At 35.5% G+C, this 16,182-nt stretch carries 18 protein-coding genes; 14 read left to right on the top strand and 4 right to left on the bottom strand.

All coding sequences use genetic code 11. The features are described from left to right. The first annotated feature begins 2 nt into the window (after positions 1-2). From tssK to HL290_RS07460, 6 genes are all read left to right on the top strand, one after another. Positions 3-1,367: a type VI secretion system baseplate subunit TssK gene (gene tssK, locus HL290_RS07485; RefSeq protein ID WP_005041639.1), complete on the top strand. Its 1,365-nt coding sequence runs from the start codon at positions 3-5 to the stop codon at positions 1,365-1,367. 17 nt (positions 1,368-1,384) lie between these two features. Then, positions 1,385-2,191 carry a type IVB secretion system protein IcmH/DotU gene (gene icmH, locus HL290_RS07480; protein WP_080026732.1) on the top strand — a complete coding sequence of 269 codons (807 nt, stop codon included), beginning with the start codon at positions 1,385-1,387 and terminating at the stop codon, positions 2,189-2,191. A gap of 12 nt (positions 2,192-2,203) precedes the next feature. Next, the gene (locus HL290_RS07475; protein WP_198496065.1) at positions 2,204-2,827 is read left to right on the top strand and encodes a hypothetical protein; all 624 of its coding nucleotides are present in this window, start codon (positions 2,204-2,206) and stop codon (positions 2,825-2,827) included. Between the two features lie 7 nt (positions 2,828-2,834). Continuing rightward, entirely contained in the window at positions 2,835-3,788 is a 954-nt protein-coding gene (locus HL290_RS07470; RefSeq protein WP_198496064.1) for a M15 family metallopeptidase, read from the top strand. Positions 3,789-3,800: 12 nt separating this feature from the next. After that, a complete protein-coding gene (locus HL290_RS07465) occupies positions 3,801-4,469 on the top strand; it encodes a hypothetical protein (RefSeq protein ID WP_198496063.1) in 669 nt (222 codons plus the stop codon). A gap of 126 nt (positions 4,470-4,595) precedes the next feature. Continuing rightward, positions 4,596-5,744, top strand: a complete 1,149-nt coding sequence (locus HL290_RS07460) for a winged helix-turn-helix domain-containing protein (protein ID WP_198496062.1) — start codon at positions 4,596-4,598, stop codon at positions 5,742-5,744. 90 nt (positions 5,745-5,834) lie between these two features. On the opposite strand, the gene HL290_RS07455 is transcribed toward HL290_RS07460, so the two are convergent. Next, positions 5,835-6,290, bottom strand: a complete 456-nt coding sequence (locus tag HL290_RS07455; protein WP_198496061.1) for a GNAT family N-acetyltransferase — start codon at positions 6,288-6,290, stop codon at positions 5,835-5,837. A gap of 111 nt (positions 6,291-6,401) precedes the next feature. Here HL290_RS07455 and HL290_RS07450 point away from each other — a divergent pair, with 111 nt between their 5' ends. Then, the gene (locus HL290_RS07450; RefSeq protein WP_198496060.1) at positions 6,402-7,880 is read left to right on the top strand and encodes a PLP-dependent aminotransferase family protein; all 1,479 of its coding nucleotides are present in this window, start codon (positions 6,402-6,404) and stop codon (positions 7,878-7,880) included. A gap of 278 nt (positions 7,881-8,158) precedes the next feature. On the opposite strand, the gene HL290_RS07445 is transcribed toward HL290_RS07450, so the two are convergent. Further along, the gene (locus tag HL290_RS07445) at positions 8,159-8,818 is read right to left on the bottom strand and encodes an epoxyqueuosine reductase QueH (protein ID WP_003651086.1); all 660 of its coding nucleotides are present in this window, start codon (positions 8,816-8,818) and stop codon (positions 8,159-8,161) included. A 451-nt stretch (positions 8,819-9,269) separates the two neighbouring features. On the opposite strand from HL290_RS07445, the gene HL290_RS07440 reads away from it, so the two are divergent. From HL290_RS07440 to HL290_RS07430, 3 genes are all read left to right on the top strand, one after another. Beyond that, positions 9,270-9,563, top strand: a complete 294-nt coding sequence (locus tag HL290_RS07440; protein WP_045436127.1) for a hypothetical protein — start codon at positions 9,270-9,272, stop codon at positions 9,561-9,563. A gap of 192 nt (positions 9,564-9,755) precedes the next feature. Then, positions 9,756-10,223 (top strand): redox-sensitive transcriptional activator SoxR, encoded by a 468-nt coding sequence (gene soxR, locus HL290_RS07435; protein ID WP_198496059.1) that lies wholly within the window; start codon positions 9,756-9,758, stop codon positions 10,221-10,223. Between the two features lie 157 nt (positions 10,224-10,380). After that, positions 10,381-10,815 carry an I78 family peptidase inhibitor gene (locus HL290_RS07430; protein ID WP_003651098.1) on the top strand — a complete coding sequence of 145 codons (435 nt, stop codon included), beginning with the start codon at positions 10,381-10,383 and terminating at the stop codon, positions 10,813-10,815. Between the two features lie 73 nt (positions 10,816-10,888). On the opposite strand, the gene HL290_RS07425 is transcribed toward HL290_RS07430, so the two are convergent. After that, the gene (locus HL290_RS07425) at positions 10,889-11,512 is read right to left on the bottom strand and encodes a hypothetical protein (RefSeq protein ID WP_151744396.1); all 624 of its coding nucleotides are present in this window, start codon (positions 11,510-11,512) and stop codon (positions 10,889-10,891) included. Positions 11,513-11,979: 467 nt separating this feature from the next. Between HL290_RS07425 and HL290_RS07420 the strand changes: the two genes are divergently transcribed. Together HL290_RS07420 and HL290_RS18770 are read left to right on the top strand one after the other, a co-directional pair. Then, entirely contained in the window at positions 11,980-13,359 is a 1,380-nt protein-coding gene (locus HL290_RS07420) for an L-serine ammonia-lyase (protein WP_198496058.1), read from the top strand. Positions 13,360-13,428: 69 nt separating this feature from the next. After that, positions 13,429-13,554 carry a hypothetical protein gene (locus HL290_RS18770; RefSeq protein WP_265091538.1) on the top strand — a complete coding sequence of 42 codons (126 nt, stop codon included), beginning with the start codon at positions 13,429-13,431 and terminating at the stop codon, positions 13,552-13,554. 58 nt (positions 13,555-13,612) lie between these two features. Here HL290_RS18770 and HL290_RS07415 read toward each other — a convergent pair whose 3' ends face one another. Then, a complete protein-coding gene (locus HL290_RS07415; protein ID WP_045436133.1) occupies positions 13,613-13,867 on the bottom strand; it encodes a hypothetical protein in 255 nt (84 codons plus the stop codon). 860 nt (positions 13,868-14,727) lie between these two features. On the opposite strand from HL290_RS07415, the gene HL290_RS07410 reads away from it, so the two are divergent. Both HL290_RS07410 and HL290_RS07405 read left to right on the top strand, forming a co-directional pair. After that, positions 14,728-15,285 carry a TetR/AcrR family transcriptional regulator gene (locus tag HL290_RS07410; protein ID WP_198496057.1) on the top strand — a complete coding sequence of 186 codons (558 nt, stop codon included), beginning with the start codon at positions 14,728-14,730 and terminating at the stop codon, positions 15,283-15,285. 220 nt (positions 15,286-15,505) lie between these two features. Beyond that, entirely contained in the window at positions 15,506-16,150 is a 645-nt protein-coding gene (locus HL290_RS07405) for a glutathione S-transferase family protein (protein WP_198496056.1), read from the top strand. Positions 16,151-16,182 lie beyond the last annotated feature (32 nt).

Below are 16,182 nucleotides of genomic sequence, written 5' to 3'. Positions count from 1 at the left end.
ATATGTTTAAAGCTGAAAAAGTCCTATGGGGCGAAGGTTTATTTTTAAGACCTCAACATTTCCAAATTCAAGATACTTATCATGAACAACGCTTGAATCATACGGTTCGAGCGGTTGTGCCTTTTTCGTATGGTATTCAAAAATTAAATTTCGATGAGGCTCAATTGAGCACACATATTCTTGCTCTTGAGTCTGTAGAGATGATCTGGCAAGACGGTGAAATTTATCAGGCGCCTGCATATGATCTATTGCCTGAGCCAATTTTATTGGATGATCTTAATTTACGGGGTGAGATGCTAATTTATTTAGCCTTGCCGCTCTTACAAGCAAATAAGCAAAATCTCATTGATCAGAACCAAGCGCAAAAGGGTAGATATCAATCTCACCTTGTTGAAACACATGATCTATTCACTAATGCAACTGAAGCCGATATTAGTTTGCTACGCCGTCGTGCTGTTTTTAAACTATTAGATGTACATAGTAATCCTGACCATAATTTAGATGGTTTCTTATATTTACCTATTGGAAAAATTAAGCGTCAAAGCTCAGGTGCTTTTGAAATTGATCGAAAATTTATTCCACCAATTTTGCATGTGGATGCCTCTGAAACACTGATTTCAAATTTAAAAAGAACACTGAACGTTATTAAGGCAAAAATTAAGACAATTCAAACCAATAACCGAGAAAATGAACAGAAATTAATTGAATTCCGTTCTGGTGATATTGTTTCGTTCTGGTTAGTGAATGCGTTAAATACAGCTCATGCTGGTCTAAATCATTTTGTGCAATATCCACAAATCCATCCAGAGCGTTTGTTCTTTGAATTATTGCGTTTAGCAGGTTCATTATTAACTTTCTCGACGGCCTATGATGTCGATCAATTACCTGCCTATAAACATCATAATTTACAAGAAAGTTTTTCACAGTTAGATACGATTTTGCGTGATTTACTCGATACGATTATTTCGAGTCGTTACATCAGTATTGCACTTAAAGAAATCCGTCCTTCATATTGGGTGGGAAGTCTTGAGACCGATAAGATTACTCGAGACACTCGACTTTATATTGCAGTATCAAGTAGCGCAATGCAGACACATGAGTTGATTCAGATCGTACCTTTACGATTCAAAATCGGTAGTACTTTAGATGTAGAGCAACGTGTGGTTGCTGCATTGCCTGCAATTCCATTGCATCACTTAATTCAAGTTCCAACTGCGATACCTGTACGCTCTGGTGTGAGCTATTTTGAAATTGAACCACATCATGAGCTATACCAACGCATGTTAGATTCAGAGACGATTTGTATTTATGTTCCAGCTGGTTTCCAAGATATTAGTATTGAACTGATTGCGGTCATGAACGCTTAACGATAAAGGAGAGAAAAATGTCACAATCCACAGGTGCTCCTTCTTTATTTGACGATGGACAAATCGGAACGGGCGGGAACAATAATAGCCAGTCTCAAGCAAAGCTACAGGCAATCAATCTTATTGATTTATTGCATGATGGGTTTTATTTGGTTTTTTTGATTCGAAATCAGTATGTACCAGCAGATGCGCAGCGGTTTCGTGAAAAAATCTTAAATTTACTTAATCAATTTGAGCAACAAGCCAAAAAGTTGCAATTTTCAGCTGATGATATTCATGATGCTAAATATGCATTTTGTGCTTTGATTGATGAAACTATCGTAACGCAACAAGACGCGAGTTATTTTAATTTGCAAAATGCTTGGTTAATTAGTCCATTGCAATTGAGCTTGTTTGGTTCTCAATTAGCTGGTTATCGCTTCTTTGAAATATTGGAACAATTACGTAGCCGTGGAAAAGAACGTCTAGCTGCTTTAGAAGTATTTCATTACTGCCTTTTATTAGGTTTTCAGGGTAAGTACCGAATCGAATCTACGGAAAGTCTCAACCACTTAGTATCACGAGTGGGTGACGAAATTGATTATTTGAAAGGGAAGAAGCTCGCATTTTCGCCGTTCTCGGCCATTCCCGATCAGATCCGAAATATTATTCATCGCGAAGTACCATTCTTCTGGATTTTGATCTTTTTATTGATTTTTGCATTACTTACCTTTGCAGGACTAAGATTTATGCTGAACAATCAAAATGATAAAGCATTATCTAATTATCAAAATGTGATTTCTGCTCCTCAAGAGCAAGCACATATTACAATTTATTTACCTTGATGATGGTACGAAATGGCTCAGGAAAAACCAACTTCTATTCGAGTTTTACAGTCGAATAAAAAAAAGCCGAAATCACCAATACTTTATATTGTTATTGGTGTTATTGCTGGGGTGTTTGTCAGCATCTCGCTATTCCTGTTCTTGTCTCAACCGCATTCGTCAGAATCAGCAGCAATTGAGAGTAAATCAACAGAAGAACAGACTTTAAATCAAGAAACGGTTCATTCTTCTGATGAACAAAATCAGGTTGCTGTAAGTCAAGACAACGAAACAGATTCAATGAGCCGTGATGGTTTTGAACAACCTAAAGATAATGAATTAAGTAATATCTTTAAACCTGCTCAGCATAAGCCTGCTACTGTCAATCAACAGCGAGTTTCTCCATTTGATGAACAACTCACTGGTGAAAAGAAAGTTCAGACTGTGCCTCAACTACAGACGGGTGCAGCTAAAACGGCTCAACCGAAGGTACAGCCAGCTCAGCAAAAGCCAGTGAGTAAACCGCAGCAACAACAAGCGGCACAGGCTAAACCAATTGTTGAGAATAAAGCTCCAGCCGAGCCAGAAGTTGAGGTTGAACCACCTAAAGCATCGGTAGATATTAAAATTACACGAAGTCCTTTTGCTGTGAATTAATGAACAAATGATGATTTTTCTCATTTTCTTTTGCTTTACATGCTTGGCAATTGGTTTAGCGTTTTTAATGTCCTATGAGCTAAGGAGTAAAAGCAAAGATTTTGTTTTGTCATTACTGCCACAAGGCCGTAAACAGCTTAGTCAGGTTAGACAATTTGCTCAAACAATGAATCAGGCAGCTGCGCCTGAAAAGCTGCAATCCCATTGGCATTTACAGCAGTGGTGGATTGTCATTGCTGGCTTTTTCTTGTTTGCCAGTATTTTAGTGTTTGCTTTTACTCGACCTATTAGTTCAACTCGAATTGAAGCTGAATATCTGAAAAAAACAGATCCTCAAATTTATGCACTTTTGAATGGTGAAATATTATCACCACCGCCAGAAGTGGATGAAAGCCTAATTGAAGCTGCGATTGTAGAGGCCACCCAATTAGAGCAACAATATTCCTCTCAAAGTACTGGCGCTATTAATTCTTCACCTATTGATAATGCGAGTTTCGATGGGCGAGCTATTTTAGATACCAGTCTAGTAGATCGTAAATGGAGCAAAATGAACCCACGTTATAAGCAGCGTTTACTCATGGTCTTTAAAATCATGAAAGAACAGTATGGTTATGAGTTGGTTTTATTAGAAGGTTATCGTAGTCCTACTCGTCAGAATATGCTGGCAGGTAATCCAAATACAACAAGAGCAAAAGGTTATCAGAGTTACCATCAATTTGGTTTGGCGGCAGATGTAGCCTTTAAACGAAATGGAAAAGTGGTTATTTCTGAAAGAGACCCGTGGGCTATGCAAGGTTATCGTTTATATGGACAAGTTGCTGAATCGGTTGGTCTCACGTGGGGCGGACGTTGGAAATCTATCCAAGATTATGGACACACTGAATTCCGTATGCCGGGATTAAGAAAAACTCAAGAAATGGCAGAAAAACTCATTGCCGAAAGCTTGAATGATATAAATTAAAAAGAGAAAAATATGTTTACAGAACCTAAAATACAGGACATTAAAATCGATTCAGTGATTAGTCCGAAACAAATCGCAAAATTATATTTTAAGCCTAAAGTGTTTTTCTTAATGTTCGCGAAATTAGATATGCAGTATATCCATTTCGCGACTTATCTCGTTGCTGTCTTTTTTGTTATGGATCGAATTGATACAAAGCTCATTAAGGCTTTGGCCTCAGATCATCCAAATTATGCTTCATATTCTTTTATTTTAGATCATTGGGTTAACTATTGGATTTGTGTTGCAGCAATTGGTGCAGTTGCTTCCTTTATTACATGGTTCTTTTATGGTTGGTGGTATGAAATCCGTTTGAAATGGTGTGGTGTACAGAATCCAGATACCGCTTTGGTTCGTCAGGCCAATATTATGCAATGGTTTGTTGCCGCCTTTCCTGTAATTGTTATTACTGTTATTCAAACATTTATTTATGATAGTTATTTAGATACATTTTTTAGTGAAGAGATTTGGTCTGGTTTAATCATTTTATTTTTTAGCATTTATTCCTGTTGGGTGAGTTATGTTGCTGCAAAAATAGTATTTTCAGCAAATAAGCGTGCAATTTTATGGTTTTTGGCTTTACCTTTGATATTTTATACTTTTGCTCTTATTGCAATGTTTAGTGTATTTGCAGGAATCTGATTTCGCTTGAGCTAATTTTTAGCTATGAATATGAGTGAGAGAACCCGCTTTACATTTCATTTGAGTCTATCTCATATTCGAATGAGTAGTAGACCATATCAATATGATTAGCCAATTGAGCTTTCTATGACTTCATCTTTAAAACGTTTGGCTCTATTTAATCAAGGCTTAGGAAAGATTAGCCCGTTTGCAAAAGGTGTGGATGGAACTTTACAGGCTATTGAGCATTTGGGTTATGTGCAGATTGATACCATATCGGTCGTTGAGCGCGCTCATCACCATATATTGTGGAGTCGAGTGCCTGATTATGATTTAAGTCATTTAAATAATTTGGTTCGAGAGCGTCAGATTTTTGAATATTGGTATCATGCGGCGTCTTATCTTCCTATGAAAGACTACCGTTATGCACTGCCTGCCATGATGTCGGTCAGGAAAGGGGAAAGTCGTTATTTCAATAGAGGTGATCAACATCTCATGAATGAAATTTTAGCCCGTGTTCGTGCTGAAGGTAGAATTCGACTACGAGATATTGATAAGAGTAATAAAAAGAGTTTGGGAAATTGGTGGAATACAGGTCCAGGTCGCCGTGCTTTTGAGCAGTTATATATGCAGGGTGACCTGATGATCTGTGAGCGTAACGGAATGGAAAAAGTCTATGATTTGACCGAACGCTGCTTACCTGAAAATATTGATTTAAGTATGCCTACGCTTCATGAATATGCGCAGTATTTATTTAATACAACGCTTCGAGCACATGGTACATTTACATGGAAGCAATTGGTTCATTTAAAGGGAAAAGATTTAAAAGAAACTATGCGTGTCGTGCTGAAGGAGCAGATTGACGCAGGTGTAGTGTCAGCAATTAAACTTGTTGATGGGCAAACTCTATATGTCGATGTAGCTGCAATAGAACAAAACGTGAATACTGATTTTGGATTAAAAATACTTTCGCCTTTTGATAACTCGCTGATTCATCGTGACCGCTTAACATCTTTATTTGAATTTGATTATCGGATTGAATGCTATGTGCCAGCGGCCAAACGGGTATTTGGTTATTTTTGCTTACCTATTCTTTATCAAGATGAGCTAGTGGGCCGCATAGATTGCAAAGCACATCGGACAGTAAAAGAGTTAGAAGTCATTAGTCTACATCTCGAAAAAACAATCAAAGATAAAGAGCTTTTCTTTTTCGAATTAGAGCAAGAGATCAAGCATTTTGCAGAGTTTAATCAATGCACCATTATTAATGACAAAGTCATCAAGCTCATTCGCTAAGGTGTAAGCAGGGAACTATGTTGGTCTTAAATAAAGCATGTTTAAGATAAAACACCAAAAGAATTAAAGCTTTTGGTGTTTATAATTGGTTTAGATTAAAGGCATACGATATTCAATTATTCCTGGTTTTTGTGCAATCCAGTCATAGAGTTTTTGAGCCGTGTGATTGGTTTCTTGAGTGTGCCAATATAAACGGTCACAGTTGTGTTCGATTGCTTGCTTTTGTACATATTCAATGAGTTGCTTACCAATGTGTTGCCCACGGACTTCAGGTGAAACATAAAGGTCTTCTAAATAACAATAATTATTCTCTGCCCATGTTGAACGATGAATAACATAATGCACAATTCCTAAAACTTGCTCGCCTTGTTTGGCAACAGCACAATAAACGGGTTCATTTTCATCGAAAAAGCGTTCCCAAGTCACTTTGGTGACATGAAGGGGTAAATTTACCTGATAGAAATTTTGATAAGCAAGCCAATATTTCTTCCATTGTGAATAGTCCTGCTGCTGAACAGGGACAATCTGAATATCTTGATTTTGCATAATAATTACACTCTGTTTTAAAGTTCTAGAAAATTGAAAACAAGAGTGTAGTTTTGATAGTGGTATTTTTATAAGATACACTTTTGATATTTTCTACAGTACCAGTTTGTTATGGCAACTTCGATTTCTGCATCTTTTCCACATTTGATTTTGCCAAAGGGCCAGATTAAAGATGGACTATATTCTGCTTTGCGTGATGCTATTTTAGATGGAAGACTTAGTGCTGGAACAAAATTACCCTCAAGTCGTGCTTTAGCAGAGATGATGTCGATTTCACGAAACTCTGTGTTAGCTGCGCTTGAGCGGTTACTCGATGAAGGATACTTATTTACCAAACCAAGTTCGGGTACCTATGTTGCTGAGGTTGTGCCAGATCAGTTAATACATATCCAAGAAAATTCAAAAAAAACTACGCTAACCAATCACCATTCCTTAAATATTAATCCGAGTTTTGAAGGTTTATTAACTTCATGGCGAGAACAGTCATGGTCAAGTCAAAAGAAAAAAATGTTTCATGTGGGAGTGGGCTGTATTGATTTATTTCCTCATCAGCTTTGGGGAAAGTTATTAAGTCAAGCTTGGCGGCAATCTTATTATCAACTGGGCCAATTTCACGACTCGCGGGGTTATTTACCATTGCGTCAGGCAATCTGTGAGTATGTACGTTCCACCCGAGGCCTGAACTGCAATGAACAGCAAATCATTATTGTAAATGGGACGCAGCAGGCAATTCATTTAGCTGGCTACGCTTTACTTCAAGCAAATGATGAGGTGTGCCTAGATGAACCAGGCTACGACGCAGCTTTTAATATTTTTCGAAGTTTTGGCGCTCAGATAAATTTGATCGAGAGTGATGAGGAGGGAATGCGAATCTCTGACATTACAGATCATTATTCAAAAAGCAAACTTGTTTATACCGCACCCTCACATCAGTTTCCTGTAGGGGGAACTTTGAGTTTAGCTCGCCGTTTTGCGTTACTCGATTGGGCATCTCAACAAGGGAAATGGATTTTTGAAGATGATTATAATAGTGAGTTTCGCTATGGCACATATCCTATTCAAGCTTTACAGGGTTTAGATCAGCAGCAAAGAGTTATTTATTCTGGTACTTTTACTAAAATGATGTTTCCTGAGTTTCGGTTAGGATTCATGGTTGTGCCTGAAGCATTGATTGAAACCTTTAGTGCGGCCAAATATTACACGGATGTTCGAAGTTCTTATTTAGAGCAGGTGGCTTTGTCTCTATTTATACAAAAAGGCCACTATGCTCGGCACGTACGTAAAATTAGAAAAGCATGCTATGAGCGTCAACAAGCATTGATTAAAGCTATTGATGAGTATCTTTCAGATGTGCTCGACGTTCAACCAACCGATTCAGGTATCCATGCAGTGTGCTGGTTAAAAGGTGCGTGGACAGAGCAAGAATTTATTGATCAGTGCTCAGCTCTAAACTTAGCTGTTCAGCCGTTATCAAGATATTGTCAGATGCCAAGCAAGAAGGCTGCTGTACTTATTGGCTATGCAGCTCACACACCTAATGAAATTATTGAAAACATTCAAAAAATTGCACAATATTTAAAAGCTAAATAATAGCCTAAGTTATGCTATTTACATAAATTTTAATCATTATTCAAATACTTAAATGCAAATTTTTATGATGATAAATTGGTTATATGAAAATAGGAATGCTATTAAAATTTTTAAAAATTAATTTTAATTAATATTATTTTAAGCTAGCACAATTAATCTAACTACATCAAAGCTTATTTAGTACACCTTTTAGCCACATTCTCCAGATGTGGCTCTTTTTTTATAAAAAATAAATATAGCTAAGAACAAATTAATTAATTTTTTAAGAGAAGTAAAAATTAATCTTCTTCCATGGCATTACTATAAAACTTAACACCTAGTTTAATACGATCACGCCCATTACCCATACGCCAGCGGTTAGTATCTCGTAAAGAATATACACAGCCACAATATTCTTGCTGATAAAATTCTTCTCGTTTACTGATTTCAATCATACGGCTTGAGCCACCATTTTTACGCCAGTTATAGTCCCAGTACTGAATTTCAGGATAGTGAGCAGCAGCGCGAATTCCGCAGTCATTGATTTGCGCCATATTTTTCCAACGAGAAATTCCTAGCGAACTACTGATGAGACTAAAGCCGTGTTCATGTGCGTAAAGGGCAGTTCGTTCAAATCTCATATCAAAACACATGGTACAACGAATGCCACGTTCAGGTTCATCTTCCATCCCTTTTGCTCGGGCAAACCAGTTGTCAGTGTCATAGTCTGCATCGATAAATGGAATATTATGCTTTTCTGCAAAACGAATATTTTCTTCTTTGCGGATTAAATATTCTTTTACTGGATGAATATTAGGATTATAAAAAAATATTGAAAATTTAATTTCTGAGTCGATTAATGCTTCCATAACTTCTCCTGAACAAGGAGCGCAACAAGAGTGAAGTAATAATTGATCGTGTCCAGAAGGGAGTTCTAATTTTAAACGTTGAGTTGACATAATAAAAAAATTAAATTGTAATGCCATTAATTATATATTTATTATTTGTATAATGTGAAATGAATTATTTTCAATTTTACTGTGAAATTGATTTAATATTTTAAAGAAAATCTATTGTTATATTTAAGCTTAAGTTGAATGTAAATAATTAAATAAATGTCATGTTATATATTGAGGCTGGATTTATAATTAAATTTAAAGTTATTGCTAAATATACTATATAATTAAATAAATTATGGATGAGTTTTATATATTCAAAAATAATAAGCCTTAAAAATTTTTGATAAGTGATTGATGTATCTGAATATAATTTGAATTTTTTATTGTGATATGTGTCACAAATAAACCTTATTTTTTCAATTAAAATATTTCTTTAGATTTATATCTTTAATAAATCTATACTATAAAATTCAGTGTGTTTTTTTAATTTAAGCGTGTGATAATTTGAGATATGGAAGATTGGCAATGTAAGTATTGTAATGGTTACATTATGGTTAATCATTCAAAGATCGGTGTAGGAGAAAAAGTTTACTTTTTGGTATATAAATTTGACGCAAAGAATGAAAGGAAAAAATTATATAAAAAGGGAGTTGTTGTTGCCCGTTACGATAATATATTACACATTGAGTCACGTAAAAAAACTTATAAGATCGAGCAGATAAAAGTCTATCCATTAGGCGCACCCATGCCTTTCGTTTACAACATGTTTTGGATTTGTGGATGTCCGGTTGCTCTACAAAACTAATTTCTTAAATTTAAATGACAGCAAGTTATTTTATAGATTGAATTAATTATCAGATTCATTTTGTCATCAGTTTATACAGATAAGACCTATACCTCGGGGAGAGTGGCTCATAGCGTATAAGAAAATCTCTGTTATTTATTTGACAAAATAAAAGCGCTCTCTTATAAACCTCAAGTAAAGTTGAGGTCAATCATGATGAGTGAAAATAAAAAAGCTGACTCTAGTCGAGTTTTGACTGTGGGTGAAGTTGCAAAAAGGAGTGGAGTTCCTGTTTCGACCCTACATTTTTATGAAGCGAAAGGGCTTATAAAAAGTATAAGAACAAATGGTAATCAACGTCGGTATCCCTTAATTATTTTAAGATATATTGCGATTATTAAAGTCGCTCAAAGAGTGGGTATTCCTTTAAATGAAATTAAAGAGGCTTTAAGTCAGTATCCTGTGGGTAGTAAATTAACAGCCAAGCAATGGAAAAATCTATCAAGTCATTGGCGAGAAAATCTGGATGATCGAATTCAAAAATTAACGAGGTTAAGAGATGAAATGGACTGGTGCATTGGCTGCGGCTGTTTATCATTAGAGCAGTGTCCATTAAGAAATCCTGAAGATATTTTAGGACAAGATGGATCGGGGCCACGAATTTTAGAAAGACCTGAATAGAATATTTCAAAATAGCTTTTAATTGGGAATATCTTAATTTCCAATAAATTAAACTTATTTTGCTAGAACATTCAAGTGAGTTTTTTATTGTAAAGAAGTGACATGGAATATGAAATTTTTTGATATCTTTAGTTTTTTTAGTAAGAAGCAAAAAATTATGAAAAAAATTCTTTTTCTTGGCTTGGCACTTGTTTCATTAACGGCTTGCTCGTCTGTACAACATAAAGATCCGACTCCACCAAAAATTGGTTCACCAAATCCAGCTAGTCAATATTGTGTTGAACAAGGTGGAAAATTAGAAATTAGAAATGAAGCAAATGGTCAGGTCGGCTATTGTCATTTACCAAATGGCCAAGTCGTAGAAGAATGGAAATTATTCCGTGACAATCAAGCGAACTGTGTAGCAGAAGAAGCTCAAAAATTAGTGGGACAATCTGGCCTTACTGATGATCAAATTAAACAAAAGACTCAATCAGAAATTGTGCGTAAAGTTGCTCCGGGTCAACCAATGACCATGGATTATCGTACAAACCGAGTTACAGTCACCATTGACCCAGCTTCTAAAAAAATTACGAATGCAACATGTGGCTAACTTTTTAATTAAAAGCTAATAGGCTGAATTTTGAAATAAAAAAGCCTGCTGAAACGCGGGCTTTTTTACGACTTTAATTTTTAGAGGAATGAATTACGGGATATTCTTTTTGTTGAGGCAGTTGTTGTAAAGCCTTGTTAATATTGATTAGAAAAATATCAACTTTATCTTGGCTTGAATTGTTGGTGTTGTACGAAGCTCTTTCTTGATAGTTAATTCCGCATCCAATAATTTTCATATTTGCAGGGTTAAAACTCCAGTCATTTTTATTTTTGATCGAGATATCTAAATCACTATCACACTCTTTCCAGAGTTTTAAAAATTGATTGGAATATGTAGCAGGAACTTCTTGGGCTCGGTAGGCGGTAAATCCTTGCATTTCAGAATTGGCAAATTGAAGCAGATGATTTGTGGGCATTCCTCCCCAAAGAATAGCAGTATCTTTTGGTAGTTTTATCGAGGTTATATTTTCTTCTTTAAGTGGAGCAGTTTGTTCATTTTTCTGTTTTGACTTTTGAGATTTATAAACCAGTTTTGTTCCAACTGGAACAGTTACGCCTTTGGCTTGAGTTATTTGAGTTGTATAGAAATAAGGCGAATCATCACGGTTACAACCTGTTGGGTTATAACAGCCAATACATCCACTTAAGAATAAAACCGGAAAACTTAAAACACTCAATTTTAATATGTGATTCATTTTTCTTCTCTTTCATTATTTCTATCAATTTAATATATCAGGCTTTATATCAATAATAAAAAAAGCCTCTAGCGGACTAGAGGCTGAAAAACATCAGATGCAAGAACAGGTGAATTATGCATCTGAGTTAAGTAGGTTGTATCAAACCATGTAAAACACTTTACCAGTAAAAATGAATAAAAATAGAGAGGTGCGACTAATGGCTAATATTTGTGGTTTTTTATTTATACAAATTGGCGTACTTATTTAAAGACTATTTCTGGAACATCTATTAGGGGGATAAAAGCTCCACAATTTATATTTTTGATTAAACCGATTGATGTTGATTGTTCAACCGTTGTCTTTTTGCACTGCTAGCCAATAGTTATTCGTGATTTGTACTCGGCTTAATGATAGTTTTAGAGTTATCCGAAAGGACACAATAACGACGAATAAACGAATAATAATGAATTGAAGGTAGGATCCCCGTGTTTATAAGTGTATTTGATCTTTTTAAAATTGGTGTAGGCCCATCTAGCTCCCATACGGTTGGGCCAATGCGAGCAGCTTGTAGTTTTGTGGATGATTTAGTTAAGCAAAATGATCTACAAAAGACGTTTCGAGTTCAGATTAAGTTATATGGTTCGCTTGCAGCAACTGGTGTTGGTCATGCGACAGATAAAGCTATTCTTTTAGGATTAATGGGTTTTGATCCTGAACATATCGATACTCAAGTAAGTACAAGTTTGATTGAAGATGTTCTTGAAAATAAAGCCATCCAGCTCGATCAGCAAAAGAGTATTTCTTTTGACTATAAGCATGATTTGCTTTTTTTAGATGAATCTTTGCCTCATCACCCAAATGCAATGGAACTGATTGCTTATAACGAGGCGAAAGAAATTTTATATGCTGAAAAGTATTACTCGATTGGTGGCGGTTTTATTGTTAGCCAAAGGCAATTAACACAAACCCAGTCTGAGACTGGTGAAATTAAGGTTCCATATCCATTTCATAGTGCGGCTGAACTTTTAAGCTTATGTAAAACTCATCATTTATCAATAAGTCAGTTAATGCTTGAAAATGAAAAAAGCTGGCGTAGTGAAAGTGAGATTCGCGCCAAGATTATGCAAATCTGGAAGGTGATGCAGCAGTGTATTCATAATGGATTAATTAATGATGGAATATTACCGGGTGGATTAAACGTAAAACGTCGGGCTAAAAAAATTCACGATAAGTTATTAAATAAGAAAAACTCAAACCTGATTGTGACGACTTTTCATGCCATGGAATGGGTCAATTTATTTGCGTTAGCCGTAAATGAAGAAAATGCTGCTGGCGGTCGAGTAGTGACAGCTCCCACAAATGGTGCAGCAGGGATCATTCCGGCAGTTTTATATTATTACGTGACTTTTTCTAAAGATTTTTCCGAAGACAAAGTTGTTCGCTTTTTTCTAAGTGCAGCAGCAGTCGGTATTTTATGTAAGCTCAATGCATCTATTTCTGGTGCAGAAGTAGGATGTCAGGGCGAAGTAGGCTCAGCTTGTGCGATGGCTTCGGCGGGCTTAGCCGAGATTTTAGGTGCATCACCTGAACAAGTGGAACATGCAGCTGAAATTGGCCTTGAACATAACTTAGGTTTAACGTGTGACCCGATTGGTGGTTTGGTTCAGGTTCCTTGCATTGAACGAAATGCAATTGCGGCTGTAAAAGCCATTAATGCAGCACAAATGGCACTTCATGATGAAGGTGAGCATTTTGTGACGCTCGATAAAGTCATTCAGACCATGAAAGAAACAGGCAGAGATATGTCTGAGAAATATAAAGAGACTTCAAAAGGTGGCCTCGCTGTTAACGCAATTGAGTGCTAAAAAATGAGATGGGGACGAGGTGCCCCATCTTATTTTAAACATTAAGCAGGGTGAGCAGGAGGCTAAAAAATGGCTATCCAAACAATCAAATTTGATGATAGGAAGGTACTTGTAGGGACACCAAGCGATATAACGGTGGCAGAAATTGCTTCTCCGTTTGTTGTACTTTTGCAGCTAATTGATCTAATTTCTTAACTCAGAAAATATAGTTTCTTTTAATTGGTTTCTTGCATCCACAGATAATCACGCTATTTTATTTTTTATCATAATTTATTAAATCATTTTTAGCGATTTCTATGACTTTATAGAAATCTTCTAATGAGAATTTAAAATCTATATCATTAGGGATAGCTGTTAAGTCTAAGAGAAACTCTATCTCAATATTTTTAACGCCATTTTCCCGATTTAATTGAAAAATTCTATAGTTATAAAAATAAACTTCAACTGTTAAGAATTCAAATTCAATATTGCTAGCAAAAATAATTTCGAAATTAGGTGGGAGAGACATATCTATTTACTCTACTTAGAATCCAGTAAACCAAAGAAAAAGTTATCAAAATTAAAATGGACTCCTTGAATCATTAGGTGCTCTATATGAAAAAACTCTGCAAGAAAGAGCTATTCGTATTATAAAAGGATTATTTTTCTAAATAGTATAATCGAAACCTAGGAATAGGGAATAGAATGGTCAGTTATTAAATTCTGAATTCTTGGAATACCAAACTTTTCTTAGCCATATTTGCTACCAAACAAATCTCTCTTCTAAAATCACCCCTCTATAATGCTCCACTTAACAATAACTCACTCATTATTTAGCCTTACTTTTCTAATGATTTAATTTAAAACAAATGGCATTTTGCGTGCTTGACTGTAAGGGGACAGGGCACTATTCTTTGCCTGCTGGCCTACATTGCCAGTCGGTCGTCGCGGACCGCTTGTAAGAACACATCAGATTTATTCCTTTCTGAGGGATACTCTTATGTGTAAACTCCTCGTCTCCTCCCGTTGCGGTAGGACGGGAGTGGGACACCTTCGGGTGTGCTGGAGTCTTACCCAGTCCGCGAACCCTCTTCCGTTCTGCCACCATAATTTTAATATCTGGCAGAACTCCCAATAAAAAGGAGTTGGCTTTGCACATCCATTATTTCTTGGCTCTCAATGCCAAAAGCTATAACGACACAGCTTAAAAATTAAAGCAGCTTGATCACCCTAAGGTTTTCAGGCTTTAAGTCATTACGGCTCAAAAAACTTAATCAACAATAAAACTTGAGATGTGCCAAGCACAGTCTTTATAGGCTTTGCTATGCCTTTTTTCTCCCAAAAAGTATCTCATTTACAAACAACAAGAATTTTTATAACGGTAAAACGATGCCAACGTTAGTTCTCCCAACACGTGCCATACAAGTCATAAATAAGTCGATTAATTTATTTCACCATTACGGGTTTCATACCGTTGGGATCGACAGAATTGTTAAAGAGTCAAATATTCCAAAAGGGACTTTTTATAACTACTTTCACTCGAAAGAGCGGTTTATTGAAATCTGTTTAATCGTACAAAAAGAACGCTTAAAAGCAAAAGTAGTTTCAATTGCTGAGTACGGCCAAGGCTCAAACGTGAAAGATAAACTCAAGGCACTTTATTTTTTACACACCGATTTAGAAGGGCTTTACTACTTACTATTTAAAGCCATTTTTGAAACGAAACTGAGCTATCCAAAAGCCTATCAAGTTGCAATTAAATATAGAACGTGGTTAATGAATGAAATCTATAGTCAGCTTATAAAACTAAAAAACGATGCGACTTTTCAAGACGCCAAACTATTTTTATATATGATTGAAGGCGCAATTATTCAGCTTCTAAGCTTAGATGGGGCAATTGAGCGGGAAAAGGTGATGGATTGTTTTTTGCGCAGTTTAGGTAGTTAATGTAATTTGAGGCCTCAGAATGCGCTAGAAAATCGATAAATTTAAAAGCCAATTTGTCACCATATCTACGGATGTATTTTTTTTATGTTTTTAACACATTTACTTTATTACTTAATTAGACAAATGCTGAGCTGATAACAAAAAATATTAGACCGGTCGTCTATCAATCTATATAGTGAGGCCTCACTTTGTTGGCCTTCTAGTTTAAAAGAGAAAATTAATGTCTATTATTCTTCATCATTTAAATGCTTCACGCTCATTTCGCATTCTGTGGTTACTTGAAGAAATTAATCAACCTTATGAGTTAAAAAGTTATTTTCGAGATAAAACTACAAATCTTGCACCTCAAGAATTAAAAAACATTCATCCTTTAGGAAAATCACCTGTGATTGAGCTCGATGGAAAAGTAATTGCTGAATCAGGTGCCATTGTAGAAATTTTGATTGAAAAGTTTGCTCCTCAACTTATGCCCGCGAAAGATTCAGACAGTTATCTTGATTATTTACAATGGATTCATTTTTCAGAAAGTTCGGCTATGGTTCCATATTTATTAAATATTTTTAATTCGATTGAGTTAAAAAATGGCACTCAATTAAAGTTCTTGGATCAATATGCGCATGCTGAGTTGGATAAAGTATTTTCATATTTAGATCAACAATTAGTAGGCAAAAAATTCTTAGTAGACAATTGCTTAACAGGTGCAGATTTTATGATTGGTTTCGTAGTCTATGGTCTAATTAATTCTTTAAATATTCGATCAAAATATCTCAATATTGAACAATATGTAAAAAGTCTAGAAAGCTTAGAAAGCTGGCAAAAAGCCATGTCTATTGAAAAAAATCTTCATCACCGAATCAATGCCTAAAATTGCTGTAAGTAATTTTTTCAATATTGTTT

The sequence above is a fragment of the Acinetobacter sp. AC1-2 genome (genome assembly GCF_016124155.1).
Classification (GTDB): Bacteria; Pseudomonadota; Gammaproteobacteria; order Pseudomonadales; family Moraxellaceae; genus Acinetobacter; species Acinetobacter calcoaceticus.
Note: the sequence above shows the minus strand (reverse complement) of the source record. Positions and strands in the feature narration are given on the sequence as shown.

Coding starts and splice junctions, on each gene's coding strand:
- HL290_RS07465 (WP_198496063.1), top strand. CDS start 3,801: ATGTTTACAGAACCTAAAATACAGGACATTAAAATCGATTCAGTGATT.
- HL290_RS07425 (WP_151744396.1), bottom strand. CDS start 11,512: ATGAATCACATATTAAAATTGAGTGTTTTAAGTTTTCCGGTTTTATTC.
- HL290_RS07455 (WP_198496061.1), bottom strand. CDS start 6,290: ATGCAAAATCAAGATATTCAGATTGTCCCTGTTCAGCAGCAGGACTAT.
- soxR (WP_198496059.1), top strand. CDS start 9,756: ATGATGAGTGAAAATAAAAAAGCTGACTCTAGTCGAGTTTTGACTGTG.
- icmH (WP_080026732.1), top strand. CDS start 1,385: ATGTCACAATCCACAGGTGCTCCTTCTTTATTTGACGATGGACAAATC.
- HL290_RS18770 (WP_265091538.1), top strand. CDS start 13,429: ATGGCTATCCAAACAATCAAATTTGATGATAGGAAGGTACTTGTAGGG.
- HL290_RS07430 (WP_003651098.1), top strand. CDS start 10,381: ATGAAAAAAATTCTTTTTCTTGGCTTGGCACTTGTTTCATTAACGGCT.
- HL290_RS07475 (WP_198496065.1), top strand. CDS start 2,204: ATGGCTCAGGAAAAACCAACTTCTATTCGAGTTTTACAGTCGAATAAA.
- HL290_RS07405 (WP_198496056.1), top strand. CDS start 15,506: ATGTCTATTATTCTTCATCATTTAAATGCTTCACGCTCATTTCGCATT.
- HL290_RS07470 (WP_198496064.1), top strand. CDS start 2,835: ATGATGATTTTTCTCATTTTCTTTTGCTTTACATGCTTGGCAATTGGT.
- HL290_RS07440 (WP_045436127.1), top strand. CDS start 9,270: ATGGAAGATTGGCAATGTAAGTATTGTAATGGTTACATTATGGTTAAT.
- tssK (WP_005041639.1), top strand. CDS start 3: ATGTTTAAAGCTGAAAAAGTCCTATGGGGCGAAGGTTTATTTTTAAGA.
- HL290_RS07445 (WP_003651086.1), bottom strand. CDS start 8,818: ATGTCAACTCAACGTTTAAAATTAGAACTCCCTTCTGGACACGATCAA.
- HL290_RS07415 (WP_045436133.1), bottom strand. CDS start 13,867: ATGTCTCTCCCACCTAATTTCGAAATTATTTTTGCTAGCAATATTGAA.
- HL290_RS07410 (WP_198496057.1), top strand. CDS start 14,728: ATGCCAACGTTAGTTCTCCCAACACGTGCCATACAAGTCATAAATAAG.
- HL290_RS07450 (WP_198496060.1), top strand. CDS start 6,402: ATGGCAACTTCGATTTCTGCATCTTTTCCACATTTGATTTTGCCAAAG.
- HL290_RS07460 (WP_198496062.1), top strand. CDS start 4,596: ATGACTTCATCTTTAAAACGTTTGGCTCTATTTAATCAAGGCTTAGGA.